The organism is Aeribacillus sp. FSL M8-0235, assembly GCF_038000355.1.
Classification (GTDB): Bacteria; Bacillota; Bacilli; order Bacillales; family Aeribacillaceae; genus Aeribacillus; species Aeribacillus composti.
On the sequence record NZ_JBBOBW010000001.1, the window covers coordinates 325883 to 343584 of the forward strand.

Sequence of the window (17702 nt, forward strand, 5' to 3'; positions counted from 1 at the left end):
CAGGAGCTAAAGGTGGTTGTTGAAAACGAAAGAGCAAGAAACTCGAATGGTGAATTCGAAAACTCTGGCGATGACTCATTCGCTGTATCAAGGAGAACGTGGAATTCTGGGCAAGATCCCTGCCGCAACGTTCCTTGACAACATGATCATTTGTCCGGGAAGACGACCGACAGGAAGACTTGCCGGATTTACCTGCCACGTCAAGCCATCAGATCCATGTTTCTATCAAAGAGGGAAATTTACAAAAAAAATTTGGACTTAACCGATTGTTGTATTATATGTTATCGAAGGCTTTCCGCATAAAAATCCCTTCCATGAGCTTTCTTTTTTCGGTCAACTATAAAGGGTATCATATCATTCGTGCGGTGGCTCAGTTTTTTATTGTGTAGTAGACATAGTATGATGATCATTGCTTTCTTACAACTTTATATTCGGCGGATCATTTCCCTTATAAAAGAAAGGATTAAGATATAACATGTGTCAACAGATTGCCGGGAATAGATTCCAATTCATCGGTGGAGGTGGACAAGAGATGCTGATGAAAAATAATTTTTACTATATATGTAAGAAACTAGTGAAAATTCATTTCTTCTTTTGTCTCCAAATAAAGTGCAGTTATAAATTTTTTTATGCTCAATCGGCATTTTGTTGTCTTTTCTCCATTTTTTAGTTCCTCCATTCGTTGGCGGATTTCTTCAAAATCAAATAAACGAGGGGCGTAATGTTCGAAATTAGGATTTGTATAATCAGTTAATCCAATTGAAGCTAAATTGGTGAATGTTTGTAAAACTATTCGGCGAATACGCTGTTCCATGGCACGCAATTCCTTTTGTAGAGATTCTTCATCAAAATGATTTCCAGATTGCAGCAAAATTTGTTTGTATAAGTCTTTTAATTGAGGAAGGTCGTGTATATTTTTTCCATTCTGTTCTCGAGCCTCTAGCCATTTTATCACTGCTAATATGTCAGAAGTTCCCGTCTCGCCAGCAATGCCTAAAGTCAGAAGGAGATGGCAAGCTTTTTCCTCAATCGAATGCTTTGCAGAATATGTAGAAGCTTTTAAAAATGTTTGCTGATCTTTATCTTTATCATCCATTACTTCTAATAAATTGCGAATAGATATAAGTGAAGAAGATAAGGCAAGATGGTTGGCAACTCGTTTTAAAACGGAAACAACTTCGTATTTGTTAATAGGTTTTTGAATGTATGTGTCGACACCTTGCAAGTATGCTTCACCGACCATTTCTTTATTTTCAACTTGAGAAATCATAATAAAGGGACCGGTGAATCCTTCGCTTCTCAATTTTTTCATTGTTTGAATGCCGTCTAGTCGAGGCATCAATAGATCAATTAGAATAACATCCACATTTTTGAGTTGATCGATTGAAACGTTAATCCCATCATCTGCTTGTCCGATAACTTTTCCAAGCCCGCTGTCTGTTATTATTTTTTCCAACATTCTTCTAATAACAGGATCGTCTTCAATTAGGAAGAAGCGAAGGTACATCACATTCCCCCCCTTTCTTTATTATGGAATACCTATGTAAGCGTTTTAAACAGCTGATCTTTTGGTATCGTTACTATAAATTGAGTAGGTTGTCCTTTTTCATTTGATAATTGTATTGAACCATTTAAATTTTGTACAATTTTTTGGGCGTGTGTCAAACCGATTCCTGTTGATGGATTCCCGTTTTTGTCAAATTTTGTTGTAAATCCGGGTTCAAAAATCCAGTCTTGATCTTCCTCGGATATACCAATACCGGAGTCGGTTACGAAAAATTTTATGCTGTGATTATCTTCCACTACACGCAGTTCAACCCAACCTGAATGATGTATTGCTTCGACTGCGTTTGAAACAAGGTTGTTTAATACAGATAGAAGAGCATATACATGGTTAGTACATGAGTCAATATCACATTTTTTTTGGAATTGAATTGACTTTTCTAAAGCTTCTGCATATTTTTGATTTGTTTTAATAACTAAATCGCAAATATCTGTAATGGAAATATGAAGGTTTAGTTGCTCTTGACTCATTAGTTTAGATAATCCTGCCAAAATCTTTTGTGAATCTTTTTTCACTTCATGAACATGTTCAGCAATATAAAGGGCTGTACTTGCCTCTTTATTTTCTAATTCCATTAAACGCATATATAGTTGATAGCTTTTTCTAGTAATATCTTCTAGATGGCTCATTGATTTCCGCAAAAAAAATGTTTCTTCATAAAGGCTTGTATTGATCATAACGAGACGTTCGAGTTCATGTTGTCGCGCTTCGCTTATGGCTTTTAATTGAGAAAGATTTAAAATATTGTAAAGCCCTACTGCGCAAAAACTTCTTAAAATCCCAAATAATAGTAGCATCCAAATAGTTTCTAACGTGAGGGTAAATTGTTCTTGTATTAGTATGCGAAAAGATAATTCCACCATATTAGATGAAAAATCAATGCATGCTCCAATGATTCCTACACGAATGGGAGTTTTTAAATATTTTTGAATTTTTGTAACATAAACGAGTAAAGTAAAATTAAAATAGTAAAAGGCAGCTGGTAAATGGATAAAGAAACTGTCGATCCAAAAGACTCGCCCTAATATAAGATCGATCATCATCCGAAACAGCAAAACAAAAATGCCAGTACTAAATCCAGTTACAAGGATAGGAGCAGATCGAAAAGATAGTAATCCAAAGAAGAAAATTGCACTTCCTAATGAAAATCGAAAAAAATTATCAAAAGGATTGATTTTCATTTCTCCCAGAAGTGCAGTAGTGAAAACAAGGACAACAAGTGTCCAAAGGCGGTTATTCATCGCATTCTCCCTCATAGACAATTATAATACCATTATGGCCAGAAACCTACGAAACGTCTATTTAGATATATTTGTTTTCCAACCGTCTTGAAACTAATGATAATAAATAATTTACAGTAAAATACATGAGAGCAACTAAAATAAAGATCGGAATGACATAGTTGATATTTTTGCCATTAATGATTTGTGCATGATTCATTAATTCTGGTAAAGAGATCACGACAGCAAAAGAAGTATCCTTTAGTAGTGAAATGAATTGACTGACAATTGGCGGAACCATCCGGCGTAAAGCTTGCGGCAGTATAATATACCATAAAGTTTGCAAATAATTTAATCCAGAAGAACGAGCAGCTTCTATTTGACCTTTTTCAATGGAATTTAATCCACTTCGAACAATTTCTGACAACATAGTAGATTCAAAAACTACTAATGCTAAAATGGCAGCGGCCATTTTATCTAATTTTAACCCTATTTCTGGAAGAGCAAAAAACGTAAAGAAAATAATTAATAATAACGGTAAGTTTCGAATCGTTTCCACCCAAACGGCCAGTAGGTGACTAATGACCGGAACTTTTGTGTAACGCAATACACCGATCATGATGCCGAATATAAAACTAAGGGTAATGGATATAAAAGCAACAAGTAGGGTGACAGAAAATCCTTTCAAGAGAAATATGATATGACTGGGTGAATAAGCACCAATAAAATCCATTTTGTTTTCCCCTCCCTCTATAATTTCTCCCAATTCTTTAACACCTATAGATTCTTAACCTCATGTTAGTGGATACAAATTGAATTTATTCAATATATTTACATGGTAGAGGGCTATCCTCTTTATCTATTTTTTGCTAGTCTGCGTTCAAGAAAACTGACACTTAAGCTTAAAGGAATAGTTAACAGCAAGTAAAACATAGCAACAAAAATATATACATCAAATGTTACCAATGTTTCAGAAGATATTAAATCACCGAAATACATGAGATCTAAGCCAGCAATTACACCGAGTACAGACGAGTTTTTTACAAGATTTAGAAATTGATTTCCTAATGGAGGGATAACAATTTTAATTGCTTGTGGCAAAATAATATACCACATCGTTTGTACGTATGTTAAACCGGAAGAACGGGCAGCTTCCATTTGACCTTTCGGTACTGCTTGAATACCTGCACGTATCGACTCGGCGATAAATGCGGCTGTATAAGTTGTAAGACCTAGTGTTCCTGCCAAAAAAGAATTAATGCGTAACCCCAAAGCGGAAGGAGCGAAAAAGAATACAAATACTATTAACATCAACGGGATGTTTCGGATAAATTCCACATACATCGTGCCAAGCCAATTGAGTGGTCGAAAGGGAGCTATACGGAAAATAGCGATAATTGTTCCTACAACTAAGCTTGCAATCATAGCAAATACACTAGCTTTTATTGTATTAAAAAAGCCTTCTATATACATATCCCAATGATCAATGAGTATGGAAAAATTCAACAAATATAATCACTCCTTTCAGGAAGAAACAGATGAGGGTGAAAAACCGCTCATCTGTTTATCAAATTATTTTTCATTTTTTGGTACGTCTCCGATCCATTTCTCATAAATTTTGTCATATTCACCGTTTTCTTTAATTTCTTTTAAATATTCATTAATTGTATTTACAAATTCTGTATCACCTTTGCGGACAGCAATTCCATAAGGTTCTTCTGTAAATGTTTCATCAACGACTCGGAAATTAGGATCTTGCTTTGCCATTCCTAGTAATAAAGCATTATCTGTTGTCAAAGCATCTCCTTGACCAGCTTTTAAAGCAGTAAAGGCTTCAGCATAATTTTCAAATTCTAATACAGTTGCTTCTGGTGTTTTTTCACGAATATTTTGAGCGGAAGTAGATCCTTTTGCCGTTAAAACGGTTACACCTTTTTTGACGTCAGAAATACCGTTGATTTTGCTGTCTTTCTTCACAAGTAAAGATTGTCCGGCCATAAAATAAACATCTGAAAAATCTACTTCTTTTTTGCGCTCTTCCGATATAGTCATTGTGGCAATGATACAGTCGATATCGCCATTGTTTAAAAGAGGAATTCGGGTTTTAGAAGTTACTTCTTTCAGTTCGATTTTATTTTCATCTCCTAATATTTTTTTAGCTAAACCTTTAGCAATATCGATATCAAACCCTTCCACCTTTCCGGTTTTAGGATCCTTAAGTCCGAAAAGATTTAAATCATATTTTACGCCGACAATCAATTTGTCCCTTTCTTTTATTTTTTCTAACGTATTTTGATTGTCGGAAGAATTTTCTGTTTTTTCTTGTTCTGCAGTAGTATTAGTAGTAGTTTTTCCGCCGCAGGCTGACAAAATAGATATACATAAAATAGAAATTAAAGAAATGGAAAGTATTTTCTTACAGAATGATCGAAAGCTCATATATAACATCCCCCTTCATATTTAATGATTTAATATTCTGTTTAGGAAATTTTTTGCTCTTTCTTCTTTTGGATTGGAGAAAAATTCTTCAGGTGTTGAAACCTCTAATATTTTCCCTTGATCAATAAACACAATTCGGTCTGCAACTTCTCGGGCAAAACCCATTTCGTGTGTTACAACCACCATGGTCATCCCTTCTTTCGCCAGCTTTTTCATGACGTCTAACACTTCTCCGATTGTTTCTGGATCCAGTGCAGAAGTTGGTTCATCAAACAACATGATTTTTGGTTTCATTGCAAGACCACGGGCAATTGCAACACGCTGTTGTTGTCCTCCGGATAGAGAGGATGGATAGGAATTTGCCTTATCAGGTATTCCTACTTTTTCTAAATAGTACATTGCAGTTCTTTCAGCCTCTTCTTTTGCAACTCCTAACACTTTTATAGGAGCCAGCGTAATGTTTTGTAGGACGGTTTTGTGAGGATAAAGATGAAAATGTTGAAATACCATCCCGATGTTGCGGCGTAATTTATTTATATCTGTTTTTTTGTCATGAACTTTTACATTATCTACTATTAATTCTCCACTAGAAATTGTTTCAAGCCTGTTAATACAACGAACGAGTGTACTTTTCCCGGATCCTGAAGGACCTATAATGACGACAACTTCCCCTTGTTTAATATGCAGATTGATATTTTGCAGAACATGGAATTTTCCGTAATGTTTATTTACTTCACGGAAAATGATCATTAATCAACCCCCTCCTTTCTATATGTAAATAATTTTTAAAATATTTAACAAATTTTAAATTAATATTAAATTAAATCTACGAAAATCTACAAAAAATTACAAAAACCAAATAAAAAACCTTGTCATATTTTTTTACAAAAGTAGAGAATGGTATAAATGGGTATACTGTTAAAAAATTTTATGTAATGCGGGGCAGATACAATATTTCTGAATGAGTTTGGAATTGATAGGGAACCGATTTCCTTTGCAGGAGACTGTCTAGAAAGTCAAATTCCAAAAATATTAACGTTTTAACCCATAAAAAAGAGGCATCAATAAGCAGTAAACACAATTAATCTGCCATATATGATTAATTGTTATGTTCTTCGAATTTTCGCTGGAGGGCTTCCTGCGCTTCTGCAAATCTTCGTAACTTTTCGTTCTGCTAAAAGTTTGAAAGGTCAAATATAATGCTTTTTCAGCGGATTCTTAACTGCTTAAACTGTTCATCGGCTTTAGACGTTTCCGAATCTCCTTGATCGCTCGTTGGATGGTATTTATCGTGTACATCACACTTCGATTACTGCTTAGGTTCATGAAGGCGAGACTCAAGATCGGGCTTCTCTTTTAAAATTTACTCAATTATTCCGATGCAAACTGCCGAAACAACTTCCATGCGTTTTCTTTACCCGGAGATCGATTAGACTGATGCCCTTTTGGTGCTAAGAACGAAACTCGGAATTTCAAACGCGAATTTCCCTTTTATAAACATTATACGGGCTCGCTTTAGGAAGCGATCATCAAGACACGGGAAATTAGCATGTGGATGGAAAGTCCCTATTCTCCTGACGATCAGTTGTATGACCAGAAAGAGAGGACATCAAAAATGGAGCAACCGTCCACTATCCAAGCGTTATGCTGTTTTATATTTGGACTACGACGGTTGAAAAAAGTCATTTATGTAGTGTTAGGAGTAAACGAAAAAGGATATCGCAAAATTTTGGATTTTTTCGTAGGTGGACAAAATTCTGTAAAACCTTTACACAAGAGGTGTCAAGAAGTGCTTTAAGCGTATTCGATGATTGCCAGGACTGGAGGAGCGCTTTATCCGAAAGGCGACGTACAGCGTTGTGTCGTTCACATTGTCTGTCATACTCTTAGCCGTGTAAATTAGAAATAAAAAAGGATCTGGAGATGAAAGTATATGGATTTCTTAGAAAAAATGAAAGCATTTACGAAATCCTAAAAAATGATCGCAACAAACATAAATGCTTTATCAATAATATGAAACCGATCGGCTTTTAGGGCCACTTCTTCCCGTATAGATTTGGACGGCGCTTTTTAAGCAAATCGACTTGTGCTTTCTTCTTCTAAACTTTTAAATTGCATGTGTTTTCATACTTCCCGCCGATCGTAAAAACGCATCAAAAAGCCTCTACATTTTGACATTTCTTAAATTTTGCGTATGCCGCTTAATTCCAAAATGTTCATGAAGTTGCCGATAAGGGAGCCTCCTTTCATTTCAAACGAACGATTCACGCTTCAGATCTTCTGAATATGAGTTACATGTTTGATTTTTCACCATAAAAAATCCCCTCTCCGGCAGACTCCTAAGAACACTTTTTTTACTTTCCACCTGGAGGGGATAAAACCACACAGAACCTTCTTTTTTCCCATCCAATGGATCAATGAAAATGATTATGAAAGGAAACGGACAGCGGAATTTGATCTTGGTGTTAACGCTGCTTGTTCAGCGCCGTTCTAAGATTGGCCAACTCGTTTTCAATTTCCGTAAGCTGCTGTTCCGCTTTTTCTATATTTCCTCCGACTGATTCAAGCTTTTCGATGTCCCCTTGAATGCGGATATAGTCAGATTTTAATTCGGCGATTCTTTGTTCAATTTCTTGTTTTGTCATCAATATTCACTCCAATGTATCTGATTTCCTTTTTACCATTTTATCATGAATGTCGGAATGACGCCTTACACGATATGAGTGATTCCAACTAAAAATGTATGAGAAGTAACTATTATTTATGAAAGAGTCGAAAATATAATTATTTTTTCCGAAATAAAATAAGGAGAATTTTTGCGCCGTCTCTTTTAAGGGGTTTTTGGAAAAGGAGTAGGAAAAGGAGAATGAAAAATGTTTTGGTGCTGATGGAAAAAAATTTTGACCGAATCTACAAAAACTTTAACGATTTGTGCACAATGTTTGAAGAAAATCATCATTTAGACTACCAATCTTTTGAAACATATCAACAATTACGGAGAAAATTAATAGAAGATGTAAAAGCTCTTGAATATTTTATTGTTGGAACAATGAAATCTAAAGAAAAATAACTTTTCAATTAATAAAGGCTGCTTTGTTGATTTCGTTGCAAAAGATATATGATTTATGAAAAGATAAGTAAAAAAAGAAAAAGAGGAGGCAGGATGAAAAAAATTATAGCGGAAGCATTAAGGACTGCTGGAGATTTTGGAGTAATCGAAAACATTCGGAAAGTAAGCGGAGGTGATATTAACGAAAGCTATTTTGTACAGACAGAAAACCAAACGTATTTTTTAAAGTACAATTTAGAAGCTCCCGAAGATTTTTTCCGTCTGGAAGCGGAAGGGCTTCAACTGATTAGGGATACTAACACCGTGCGCGTACCGAAGGTGTTTGCTTACTCCGAGAATTCCAACGAGGGATTTTTGATCATGGAATGGGTGAACGGTAAAAAAGATGATAATACAGAAAAGCTGTTAGGCCAAAAGCTGGCAGCTTTACACAAAAGCCATTTTGTATATCACGGATATTCGAAAAATACATATATTGGAACGCTGCCTCAAAGAAACCGCCTTATGTCATCTTGGCTTGAATACTATCGGGACTACCGTTTAAGCGGACAAATGGAAATAGGAATCAAGAAAAATTATATACGTGGTGAACGTGGAAAAAGATTGGAAACTCTCCTTAATCGCTTGCATGAATGGATTCCAGCAAACGTGGAGGCTTCTCTTTTACACGGCGATTTATGGGGAGGGAATTGGATAGTTGGACCGAATGGGGAACCATTTTTAATTGATCCGTCCGTAATGTATGGAGATCGCCATTTTGAAATTGCCTTTACCGAATTATTTGGCGGCTTTTCCCAAGATTTTTACCGCTCATATGAAGAATATTACCCTCTTTCCGAAAGATATGAGGAAATCAAGCCTTTGTACCAGCTTTATTATTTGCTTGTCCATCTGAATTTGTTTGGGGAATCATATGGTGGAGCAGTAGACCGCATATTAAAAATGTATGTTTAAAAAAGATGAGGACTGAGAACCGTTAGTTTTTTCGGTTTAGACAACTGTTTCCCTTCGTTTTAAGAGCTTGCAACTCCCTAATTGTGCAAACGATCAAATGTTTTCTTCCAGAAAGAAAAGATAGTTGTCGTCCCTCCCCGAAATTCTTATTTAAAAGCCCGCTCTTCTCAAATAAATTTATAAACGAACGTTTTCATTTTCTAATTCAACTGTAATGTCAAAGCTTCGCTGCCCGGCGCATTCGGTTTATTAGCTGAAAGAGGTTGGAATACTGAACTCAGCATCAAAATACAAGGACTTGAAGCTGACAGTATTTCTATATTGAAGACAAATGAAACAGGCTTAATAGCTTGCTTGGTCCATTTTGTCTCGGTTGATTCGATTTATCTGAAAAATTCCGCCTCTAAACGCCGATGAAGGCAGCCGCATTGCGAGACTGCTGATTTTGGCAATCATATTTATTGTTAAACAAACGTTTGATTAGTAATATAGGTAATTGATAATAATATATGAAGCAAATAAATGTTTCCACAAAATTTTTTATGATAATCTAAAATAAAGGAGTTGATCACATGGCAAAAGTAGCTACTCTTATTACAGACTTGTTCGAAGACAGTGAGTTCACAAGTCCTGCAGAAGCATTTCAATCAGCAGGTCATGAAGTGGTCACAATTGAAAAAGAAGCTGGCAAAAAAGTTAAAGGAAAAAAAGGTGAAGCGGAAGTTAAAATTGACTATTCGATTGATGATGTAAAACCGGACGATTTTGATGCACTTCTTTTGCCGGGAGGTTTCTCGCCGGACATTTTGCGTGCGGATGACCGTTTTGTTTCTTTTGTAAAAGCTATGATGGATGCGAAAAAACCGGTATTTGCTATTTGTCATGGACCTCAGCTGCTAATTTCGGCAAAAGCATTGGAAGGTCGGGATGCAACTGGCTATAAATCAATTCGCGTAGATATGGAGTATGCAGGCGCCAACTATCATGACGAAGAAGTTGTCGTGTGCCAAAACCAATTGGTTACAAGCCGCACACCTGCTGACTTAGAAGCATTTAATAGAGAATCATTGAAGCTTTTGGATAAAGTATCAAAGTAAGCGGAGAGAAATTCAAAATTTTTTGCTGAGTGATTTTGGCAAAAACAAACTTCATATATGGCAAAAAACCTGCCTGTTTATGTTTGAACAGGCAGGTTTTTATCATGCAGCAAGACTTTATTATAGAACATCTTTCATCAAACGTTTAATCATAGGTGCCATGAAGAATAAAATAAGGCCAAGAATAATTGAAATCATGCCAATAATGCCAAAATAAACAATTTCTGTTTCAACTGTGTAGTATTTTACAAGCTGGGCATTAATGGCTTGAGCGGCTGCACTAGTTAAAAACCATAGGCTCATTGTTTGCGCTGAAAAAGCCGCTGGAGCAAGCTTTGTAGTTGCTGAAAGTCCTACTGGGGACAAGCACAGCTCTCCGATTACAACAAGGAAGAAGCTTAGTACGAGCCATAAAGGGCTAACTAATGACTCAGTACCGTTTACATAAGCAGGAATGATCATAACTAGAAATGATAGACCGCCAAAAATAAGTCCGAATGCAAACTTGCTCGGTGTTGATGGCTGACGCTTTCCAAGCTTCACCCAAAACCATGCAAAAACCGGCGCCAAAAAGATGATAAATAAAGGGTTCAATGATTGAAACCATGATGATTGCAGTTCAAGTCCTGCATAGGATAATTGGGTGCGCTTATCTGCATAAGTGGCTAAAATAATAGCCCCTTGTTCTTGAATAGCCCAAAAAACTACTGCGGCAATAAAGAGCGGAATGTAAGCAATTACACGCGAACGCTCCACTTCTGTTGTTTTAGGACTCCGGTACATAAATATAAAATAACATGCAGGTATTACAATTCCGAGGATGCTGACAATCATAGTAAAGCTATTTATAGTCAAAAGTCCTGCAGGGATGGTGACAGCTAAAAAGGCGATAATTACTAAAGCGCCGATGCCGAAAATAGTGAATACTTTTTTTCGTTCTTCCGGTTGTAATGGGTTAGGCACCTGTGTTCCGGCGAGACCAAGGTTTTTCTTTTTTGTTAGGACAAATGTCAAAAGCCCAAAAAACATACCAATAGCAGCAAGAGCAAAGCCAAGATGGAAATTATATCCTTGTCCTAAAGTTCCAACAATAATGGGAGCTAAAAATCCACCTAAATTAATACCCATATAAAAAATACTAAACCCTGAATCGCGGCGGGCATCGTTATCTGCATAAAGATCGCCGACCTTGATACATTCGGCTTTAAAAGTCCAGTACCAAGAACAATCAGCGTCATGGAAATGAATAAAGCTTCAATATTTCCAGGGAAGGATAAGACGATATGGCCGAGCATGATTAAAATTCCGCCGTAAAAAACAGTTTTGCTTGTCCCTAACAGGCGGTCTGCAATCCATCCTCCAATCGTTCCCGACATATACACGAGAGAACCGTAGATCGCCATAATCGATGCAGCGGTAGCTTCATCTATTCCCAAACCGCCTTTAGAAACTTCATAATACATATAATAAAGAAGTATTGCTCTCATTCCGTAATAGGAAAAACGTTCCCAAAACTCCGTAAAAAACAGCGTAAATAATCCTTTTGGATGTCCAAAAAAACCTTTTTGCGGAAGGCTTTGGACAATCTGCTCTTTTGTTATCATAAAAATAAACCTCCATTATTTTTATATAATTTTTAAGATGTTTTGAATTGTCCGAAAATAAAAAATAACCGTCCTACCGCTCTTTAAATAATATTTTAATATAATTAAAACGTCAACTGTTAAATGCATAAAATTATATATATATATAATATTTGAAACAGTTGTAAGTTAGGGAATTTTTAAAAAAAGAGGAGGATACAATATGAAATGGGGGATTGGAAAAAGAAAAAATCGGTTCCCATATAGGTTAAACCGATTTTATCCATGGTCATATTGATGATATTAACGATAAGATTTCTTTCTATTTATTTCCTCTGCTATCAATTGATACGATTTTGTGCGTTCTTCATAGCTTCCAGTTATTGTTATGATCATCATTTCATCTGCTTCATACCAATTTTTTAATTCATATAAACGGTGAACGACAAATGTTGGATCGCCAATGATCATATTCTTTTGAAACTGTTGAAATTCATCTGAATTCAGCAATTGCTGCTTTGCTTCTTCTTTTAATGGAAAATCAAGTGTTTTTCCTTTATGATGCTGAAGATTCCATAAAAAGCTGCTGAAGGCAATTTGCTCCGCTTTTTCGTTAGTTTCAGCGCATATTGCCGAGACTGTGACAATTGTCTTTGGCTGCTGTTTTCTTTTTTTCTGGAACTGATTTTTATATGTTTGAATAATTTGCCGCCCGTCTTCATTGCTCATAAATTGGCCAAATGCATAGGAAATGCCGTTTTCAGCTGCTAAAAAGGCGCTCTTTATGCTTGTGCCAAGGATCCAAGGTTCAGGAGGAATATTTGGCAAAGGAGAGGCTGAGATGCTCGAAAATAATTCATTTTTTGGATAGTCATTATATAAAAAATGAAGCAGCTCTTGAACGGTTTTCGGCATGTTTTTTACATTTTCGAGATAATTGCCGGATAACGCAATGCTTGATTGAGCGTCTCCTCCGGGGGCGCGCCCGATCCCAAGATCAATGCGGTTAGGAAATAATGTTGCCAGCATATTAAACATTTCCGCAACTTTATACGGCTTATAGTGGGGGAGAAGCGTTGCGCCTGACCCGATGCGAATCGATTTTGTTTTTGCCCCTATAACTGGGAGCATAATTTCTGGAGCGGAGCAGGCAAGTCCAGAAAGATTGTGATGCTCCGCAATCCAGTAGCGGGTATAGCCTAGTTTTTCCGCCAATACGGCCAGTTGAATGGATTGCTCCAACGCCTCTTTTGCTGTTGAGTTGTTCAAAATCGGTGCTTGGTCTAAAATGCTAACCTGCATTATTCGCCAACCTTTCTTCGTATATTAAAAATTTTTTAATGCTTCGCGAATCGGGGTGTTTCCTGAGACAAGATCAAATGAGCGGCGAAAAGTGTTTTTCTCCGTTATTGATGCAAAAATAACCGAAGCCACATCTTCTCTTGGAATGGCGGCTCTTTCAAGATTTTCGGCAATTTTTATTTCTCCGGTTCCTTTCTCATCCAATAGCGCCCCCGGCCGGACAATTGTATAGTTTAAACGGCTTTGGACAAGGAAACGGTCGGCATAATGCTTGGCAACATAATAATGTTTAATCTTTTCGTTCCAATTTTGTCTATTATGGGCTTGCAGAGCGCTGACCATTATAAACCGTTGAACGCCTGCCTTTTCTGCTGCTTCAATTGTTTTTACGGCACCGTCTAGATCGACTAAAAGAGTTTTATCTGCACCTGTATGTCCGCCTGAACCAGCGGTAAAGACGATCCCTTCCGCACCTTTGATCGCCTCGGCGATCTGATCGACTGTGCCTTCCAAATCAGCTAAAACCGTCTTGACTCCGATCGAGTCAAAATATTCTTTTTGGTTTTCGTTGCGAATCATTGCTTTCACTGTGTGCTCGTTGCTTTCTTTTAATAACTGAACAAGAATTTTTCCGATTTTTCCATTGGCGCCAACTACAACAATTTCCATAAACGGACTCTCCTTTCAAACATCGTTTATTAACATTATTCCAGAAGCTGTCTGTTTTCTCAAATGATCGATACATGGTATGTGGTTGATTTTCCCATCGATGGGGATTAGTATATTAATAATTGACTTTTAAGATGTTCAAGGGGGTAAAGGAGGGGTGAGTATGGAACGCTATACGGTAAGGGCAGAAAAAGAAATTTCTATTAAAAAAATGCTCTTGATAGTTGGAATCATCTTTGCTGCTTTTAATTTGCGTCCTGCTATTACTTCGGTCGGACCGCTCATCGGTTATATTCGTGAAGATCTCGGAATCTCCAACGGGGTTGCGGGTTTACTAACGACTATCCCGTTAATCGTTTTTGCGGTTCTTTCGCCATTAGCTCCGAAATTTGCAAGCCGATATGGAAATGAAACGGCGATTTTTGCTGGGTTAGTCGTGCTTCTTGCAGGAATGATTATTCGAACATTCGGAGCGATGATCGGTCTGCTTTTAGGAACTGTATTGATTGGAGTAGGCATTGCCATTGGAAATGTGCTTCTTCCGGGTATTGTAAAAGAACGGTTCCCGGATAAAATCGGACTGATGACAAGCGTTTATTCAACAGCTATGGGTATGCTTGCAGGGATCGCTTCCGGTTTAGCAATTCCGTTGTCGGAAGGATTAAAATTTGGATGGAAAAATGCCTTATTATTTTGGGCAATTTTAGCAATTGTGGCGATATGTTTATGGTTTCCATTAATTAGTGGAAAACAGAGATCCGCGAAACCGCCAATTGAACATATTTCAAATGGTTTTTTGCTCCGGTCGCCGCTGGCATGGCAAGTCACATTTTTTATGGGTCTTCAATCGTTCTTATTTTATAGTATGGTTGCATGGCTTCCTGAAATTTTGCAGGCGGACGGATTAAGTGCTTCAACAGCTGGTTGGATGCTGTTTCTTGTGCAAATTGCTGGCTTGCCGGCAACATTTGTCGCTCCGGCACTGTCGGACAAATATGCAGATCAAAGGCGAATTGTAGCGGTTTTAGGAGCTATTTATTTAGCAGGTCTCGTTGGATTATTGTATGGCGGGCCTCTTTTACTGATTGTCTTTTGGATTATTTTAATCGGTATTGGACAAGGGGCAAGCATTGGGCTCGTATTAGCGCTATTTGGTTTAAGAACAAGAAGCTCCGAGCAAGCTTCCGCTTTATCGGGAATGGCGCAATCAATTGGTTATTTGCTTGCTGCTTTTGGGCCCATTTTAATTGGCGTTTTGTATGACAAAACTCATTCGTGGGTGGTGCCCATTTTATTGTTTATTGCTGTCTGTGTTTTGATGATCATTGCTGGATTGAATGCCGGACGAAATAAGTATGTGTAAAAAGAAACTAAATAAAAAGCCGGGGCAGTTCAAAGTCGTTTTTTCGGCTTATTGACTGCCCCTTTTAATGTTTTAGAAACGTTGATATATCGGTGTTTATGATTGTTTGTTTTCAATGGGGAATTGACTTTTTGGACAACCCCAAGCTTTTTATTGTATTTGGAAGGTTCCATTTGATAAATGAATGTTCACATCGGCGATGGATGCAATTGTTAAATCGTGCGTCACCATGATGACGCATTTTCCCTCTTGATGTGCTAAATCTTGAAAAATGCGGACGATTTCTTTAGATGTTTGCTCATCCAAGTTTCCTGTTGGTTCATCCGCGACAATTAATTGCGATTCGCAGCAAAGAGCGCGGGCAATGGAAACTCTTTGCTGTTGTCCTCCGCTTAGTGTCAGTACTTTTTGCTTTGCTTGGTCCTGCGAAATCCCCATTTGTTCTAATGTTTTTAGTGCAAATTGTTTATATGGCTTTTTAGAGGATTTCGTTATTTCCATTGCCGCAACGACGTTTTGCAATGCTGTCATATAAGGAAGCAGGTTGTATGATTGAAAGACGATTGAGACGTATTGATTGCGAAATTTGGAATAGCCGATTTTTTTTAAATCCTTGCCCTCGTATAAAATAGCCCCTTCTTTTGGAGAATCAAGAGCACCGGCAAGAGCTAAAAATGTGGATTTTCCCGCACCGCTTGGACCAGTAATTGTGTAAAATGTACCTTTTTCAAAATCAATATTGATCTTTTTTAAGATTTCTACTTTTTTTTGATCTCTGCTATACCAATAGCTAACATCTTGAAATTTCAACAATGCACTCATTTGATCCCCTTCTTTTCTTAGTCTTGTTTAGTTAAAATCACCTTCGGATGCAGCCGCAAAACGGACAGCGATGGAATAAATGATGATAAAACGGCAATTAACATTCCGATAGACGACAGCATGCCCAAATCTTTCGGTGTTATTGCGATTTCTAAGTCATCAATTGTTTCCACGTTAGCTGCTTGCCCTCTCATTCCTACACTGCCTCCCATACCTGGTCGAAAGGATGGAGGTGTATTCATCTGCTCTTGCTGGGCCAGCTCTTGCGCTAATAATTGATCGCTGATCTTGCCGGCCACCACATTTCCGCATGCGCTTGAAATTCCGATGGCGAGAACGGCTACAATCAATATTTCTGCGACAAATTGACCGATGAGCTTCCATCTTTTCTCCCCAAGAGAAAGAAGAACACCCATCTCGTATTTCCGTTCGCGGATTGACAGCATGACAATCAGTCCAAGAATGACAGCCCCTGAAATCGTCACTAAGTAAACGACATTTTTTGAAAATGACGCGACATTGTTGATTGGTCCGACCATTTGATTGTATAGCTGATCATTTGCATCAAGCTTGAATGTATCGAAGTCTATGCTCGAATTTTTCTTCGCTTTTTGAATAAACGAGTCTATTTTCGCGGGATCTTTCATGTAATAAACAGCGCGGTCAATGGTATTTTCATAGTCTTCACCTTTCAGTGTGTTCGCGACAGTATATGGAACGTACAATTTGTTGTAAGGGTTCATAAAAGAAAAATTCATTCCTTGATCTTGTTCGTTTGTGGTTGTCTCATAAATGCCAATGATTTTTAATTCAATCGTTTTTTCCTCTTCATTGGCACCTTTTACCGTAATCGTATCACCGACAGTTAAGTCGTTTTCATCCGCCAATGTTTTTTCGATGACCACAACATTTTTTCCTAATGATTGATCGGTAATATGTTCACCTTCTACCAATGTAGAATCTCCGTTCATAAATTCTTCGACAGCATCAGTAAAAACGACGCCTTGCAGACTGACATCAGATTGAAACATTGGATTTCCATTTTCCCCAAAGGGACCTCTGTTTTCTGTTTCCTCATCCGAATCACTTGTGTCTTCATTTTCAATTGGATCAAAGTCTTCAGCAATTCCGTTTGTCGACGAATATAAGTTATAACCTTTTACTTCTGAGTATGTAGATAATTCTTCTGCCGATTTTACCGGAATGGGTTCAAGCTGAAACCTCGTCCGTTCACCTTCCGATTGCTGCTGATTCCGCATTTTTTCCATATCCATCTGCAAGGTCACTTCTCCTCCCAGCTTTTCCTTCGCTAAATCACTGGCTTTCTTTGCTGCACTTTCGATCGCCAGACCGGAAAGGACAAGTAAGCAAATGATGGTGAAAATAAACAGTTGTAAAAGGCTCTTTCCTTTTCTAGCCCATACGCTTAACAACGACCTTTTAAAAAAATTCATCTAATCTTACCTCCTTCGTGATTGTCAACGATAAGCATATTGGAAACATATGAACAATTTATGAAAAATCTATGTTCGAAAGTTTAATTTTTTAAAAGAGAAGTTGAAGTAGTTGCTTCCCTTTCTTTACTCGTTTATCTTGAAAATAAGAGTTGTTTTAGCGGG

16 protein-coding genes and 3 pseudogenes are annotated in these 17702 nt (G+C 37.4%); 6 read left to right on the top strand and 13 right to left on the bottom strand.

The window, feature by feature from the left end; all coding sequences use genetic code 11:
• Window positions 1-16: 16 nt before the first annotated feature.
• Window positions 17-262: a hypothetical protein gene (locus tag NSQ71_RS01685; RefSeq protein WP_340732545.1), complete on the top strand. Its 246-nt coding sequence runs from the start codon at window positions 17-19 to the stop codon at window positions 260-262.
• A 309-nt stretch (window positions 263-571) separates the two neighbouring features.
• Here NSQ71_RS01685 and NSQ71_RS01690 read toward each other — a convergent pair whose 3' ends face one another.
• The 7 genes and pseudogenes from NSQ71_RS01690 to NSQ71_RS18445 all read right to left on the bottom strand — a co-directional run.
• Window positions 572-1507, bottom strand: a complete 936-nt coding sequence (locus tag NSQ71_RS01690; protein WP_327873200.1) for a response regulator — start codon at window positions 1505-1507, stop codon at window positions 572-574.
• Between the two features lie 32 nt (window positions 1508-1539).
• Window positions 1540-2805: an ATP-binding protein gene (locus tag NSQ71_RS01695; RefSeq protein ID WP_340732550.1), complete on the bottom strand. Its 1266-nt coding sequence runs from the start codon at window positions 2803-2805 to the stop codon at window positions 1540-1542.
• A 61-nt stretch (window positions 2806-2866) separates the two neighbouring features.
• Window positions 2867-3517: an amino acid ABC transporter permease gene (locus NSQ71_RS01700; protein ID WP_117017463.1), complete on the bottom strand. Its 651-nt coding sequence runs from the start codon at window positions 3515-3517 to the stop codon at window positions 2867-2869.
• A gap of 122 nt (window positions 3518-3639) precedes the next feature.
• Window positions 3640-4293 carry an amino acid ABC transporter permease gene (locus tag NSQ71_RS01705; protein WP_340732552.1) on the bottom strand — a complete coding sequence of 218 codons (654 nt, stop codon included), beginning with the start codon at window positions 4291-4293 and terminating at the stop codon, window positions 3640-3642.
• A gap of 63 nt (window positions 4294-4356) precedes the next feature.
• On the bottom strand, window positions 4357-5223 hold the full coding sequence (locus NSQ71_RS01710) for a glutamate ABC transporter substrate-binding protein (RefSeq protein ID WP_339194013.1): 867 nt from the start codon (window positions 5221-5223) through the stop codon (window positions 4357-4359).
• Window positions 5224-5244: 21 nt separating this feature from the next.
• The gene (locus NSQ71_RS01715) at window positions 5245-5973 is read right to left on the bottom strand and encodes an amino acid ABC transporter ATP-binding protein (protein ID WP_327873198.1); all 729 of its coding nucleotides are present in this window, start codon (window positions 5971-5973) and stop codon (window positions 5245-5247) included.
• Between the two features lie 349 nt (window positions 5974-6322).
• Window positions 6323-6558: pseudogene (locus NSQ71_RS18445) on the bottom strand (IS256 family transposase); the annotation flags it as partial.
• Window positions 6559-6678: 120 nt separating this feature from the next.
• Here NSQ71_RS18445 and NSQ71_RS18450 point away from each other — a divergent pair.
• A pseudogene (locus NSQ71_RS18450) lies at window positions 6679-7120 on the top strand (transposase); the annotation flags it as partial.
• Window positions 7121-7688: 568 nt separating this feature from the next.
• Here the strand turns inward: NSQ71_RS18450 and NSQ71_RS01720 are convergent.
• Complete coding sequence (locus tag NSQ71_RS01720) at window positions 7689-7868, bottom strand: SE1832 family protein (protein ID WP_063388738.1); 180 nt, start codon at window positions 7866-7868, stop codon at window positions 7689-7691.
• 221 nt (window positions 7869-8089) lie between these two features.
• Here NSQ71_RS01720 and NSQ71_RS01725 point away from each other — a divergent pair, with 221 nt between their 5' ends.
• From NSQ71_RS01725 to NSQ71_RS01735, 3 genes are all read left to right on the top strand, one after another.
• Complete coding sequence (locus NSQ71_RS01725; RefSeq protein ID WP_063388739.1) at window positions 8090-8293, top strand: hypothetical protein; 204 nt, start codon at window positions 8090-8092, stop codon at window positions 8291-8293.
• 93 nt (window positions 8294-8386) lie between these two features.
• Complete coding sequence (locus NSQ71_RS01730) at window positions 8387-9247, top strand: fructosamine kinase family protein (protein WP_144596863.1); 861 nt, start codon at window positions 8387-8389, stop codon at window positions 9245-9247.
• Between the two features lie 572 nt (window positions 9248-9819).
• Window positions 9820-10344: a type 1 glutamine amidotransferase domain-containing protein gene (locus tag NSQ71_RS01735; RefSeq protein ID WP_066247109.1), complete on the top strand. Its 525-nt coding sequence runs from the start codon at window positions 9820-9822 to the stop codon at window positions 10342-10344.
• A gap of 120 nt (window positions 10345-10464) precedes the next feature.
• Here NSQ71_RS01735 and NSQ71_RS01740 read toward each other — a convergent pair.
• The 3 genes and pseudogenes from NSQ71_RS01740 to NSQ71_RS01750 form a co-directional block, all read right to left on the bottom strand.
• Window positions 10465-11948: pseudogene (locus NSQ71_RS01740) on the bottom strand (peptide MFS transporter).
• 282 nt (window positions 11949-12230) lie between these two features.
• Window positions 12231-13229 carry an LLM class flavin-dependent oxidoreductase gene (locus NSQ71_RS01745; RefSeq protein WP_144596861.1) on the bottom strand — a complete coding sequence of 333 codons (999 nt, stop codon included), beginning with the start codon at window positions 13227-13229 and terminating at the stop codon, window positions 12231-12233.
• Window positions 13230-13253: 24 nt separating this feature from the next.
• Window positions 13254-13898: an SDR family oxidoreductase gene (locus NSQ71_RS01750; protein ID WP_340732557.1), complete on the bottom strand. Its 645-nt coding sequence runs from the start codon at window positions 13896-13898 to the stop codon at window positions 13254-13256.
• A 163-nt stretch (window positions 13899-14061) separates the two neighbouring features.
• Here NSQ71_RS01750 and NSQ71_RS01755 point away from each other — a divergent pair, with 163 nt between their 5' ends.
• Window positions 14062-15261 carry a CynX/NimT family MFS transporter gene (locus NSQ71_RS01755; protein ID WP_094244975.1) on the top strand — a complete coding sequence of 400 codons (1200 nt, stop codon included), beginning with the start codon at window positions 14062-14064 and terminating at the stop codon, window positions 15259-15261.
• Between the two features lie 150 nt (window positions 15262-15411).
• Here NSQ71_RS01755 and NSQ71_RS01760 read toward each other — a convergent pair whose 3' ends face one another.
• Together NSQ71_RS01760 and NSQ71_RS01765 are read right to left on the bottom strand one after the other, a co-directional pair.
• Window positions 15412-16083 carry an ABC transporter ATP-binding protein gene (locus tag NSQ71_RS01760; RefSeq protein ID WP_144596857.1) on the bottom strand — a complete coding sequence of 224 codons (672 nt, stop codon included), beginning with the start codon at window positions 16081-16083 and terminating at the stop codon, window positions 15412-15414.
• 17 nt (window positions 16084-16100) lie between these two features.
• On the bottom strand, window positions 16101-17537 hold the full coding sequence (locus NSQ71_RS01765) for an ABC transporter permease (RefSeq protein ID WP_327873193.1): 1437 nt from the start codon (window positions 17535-17537) through the stop codon (window positions 16101-16103).
• Window positions 17538-17702: the final 165 nt, after the last annotated feature.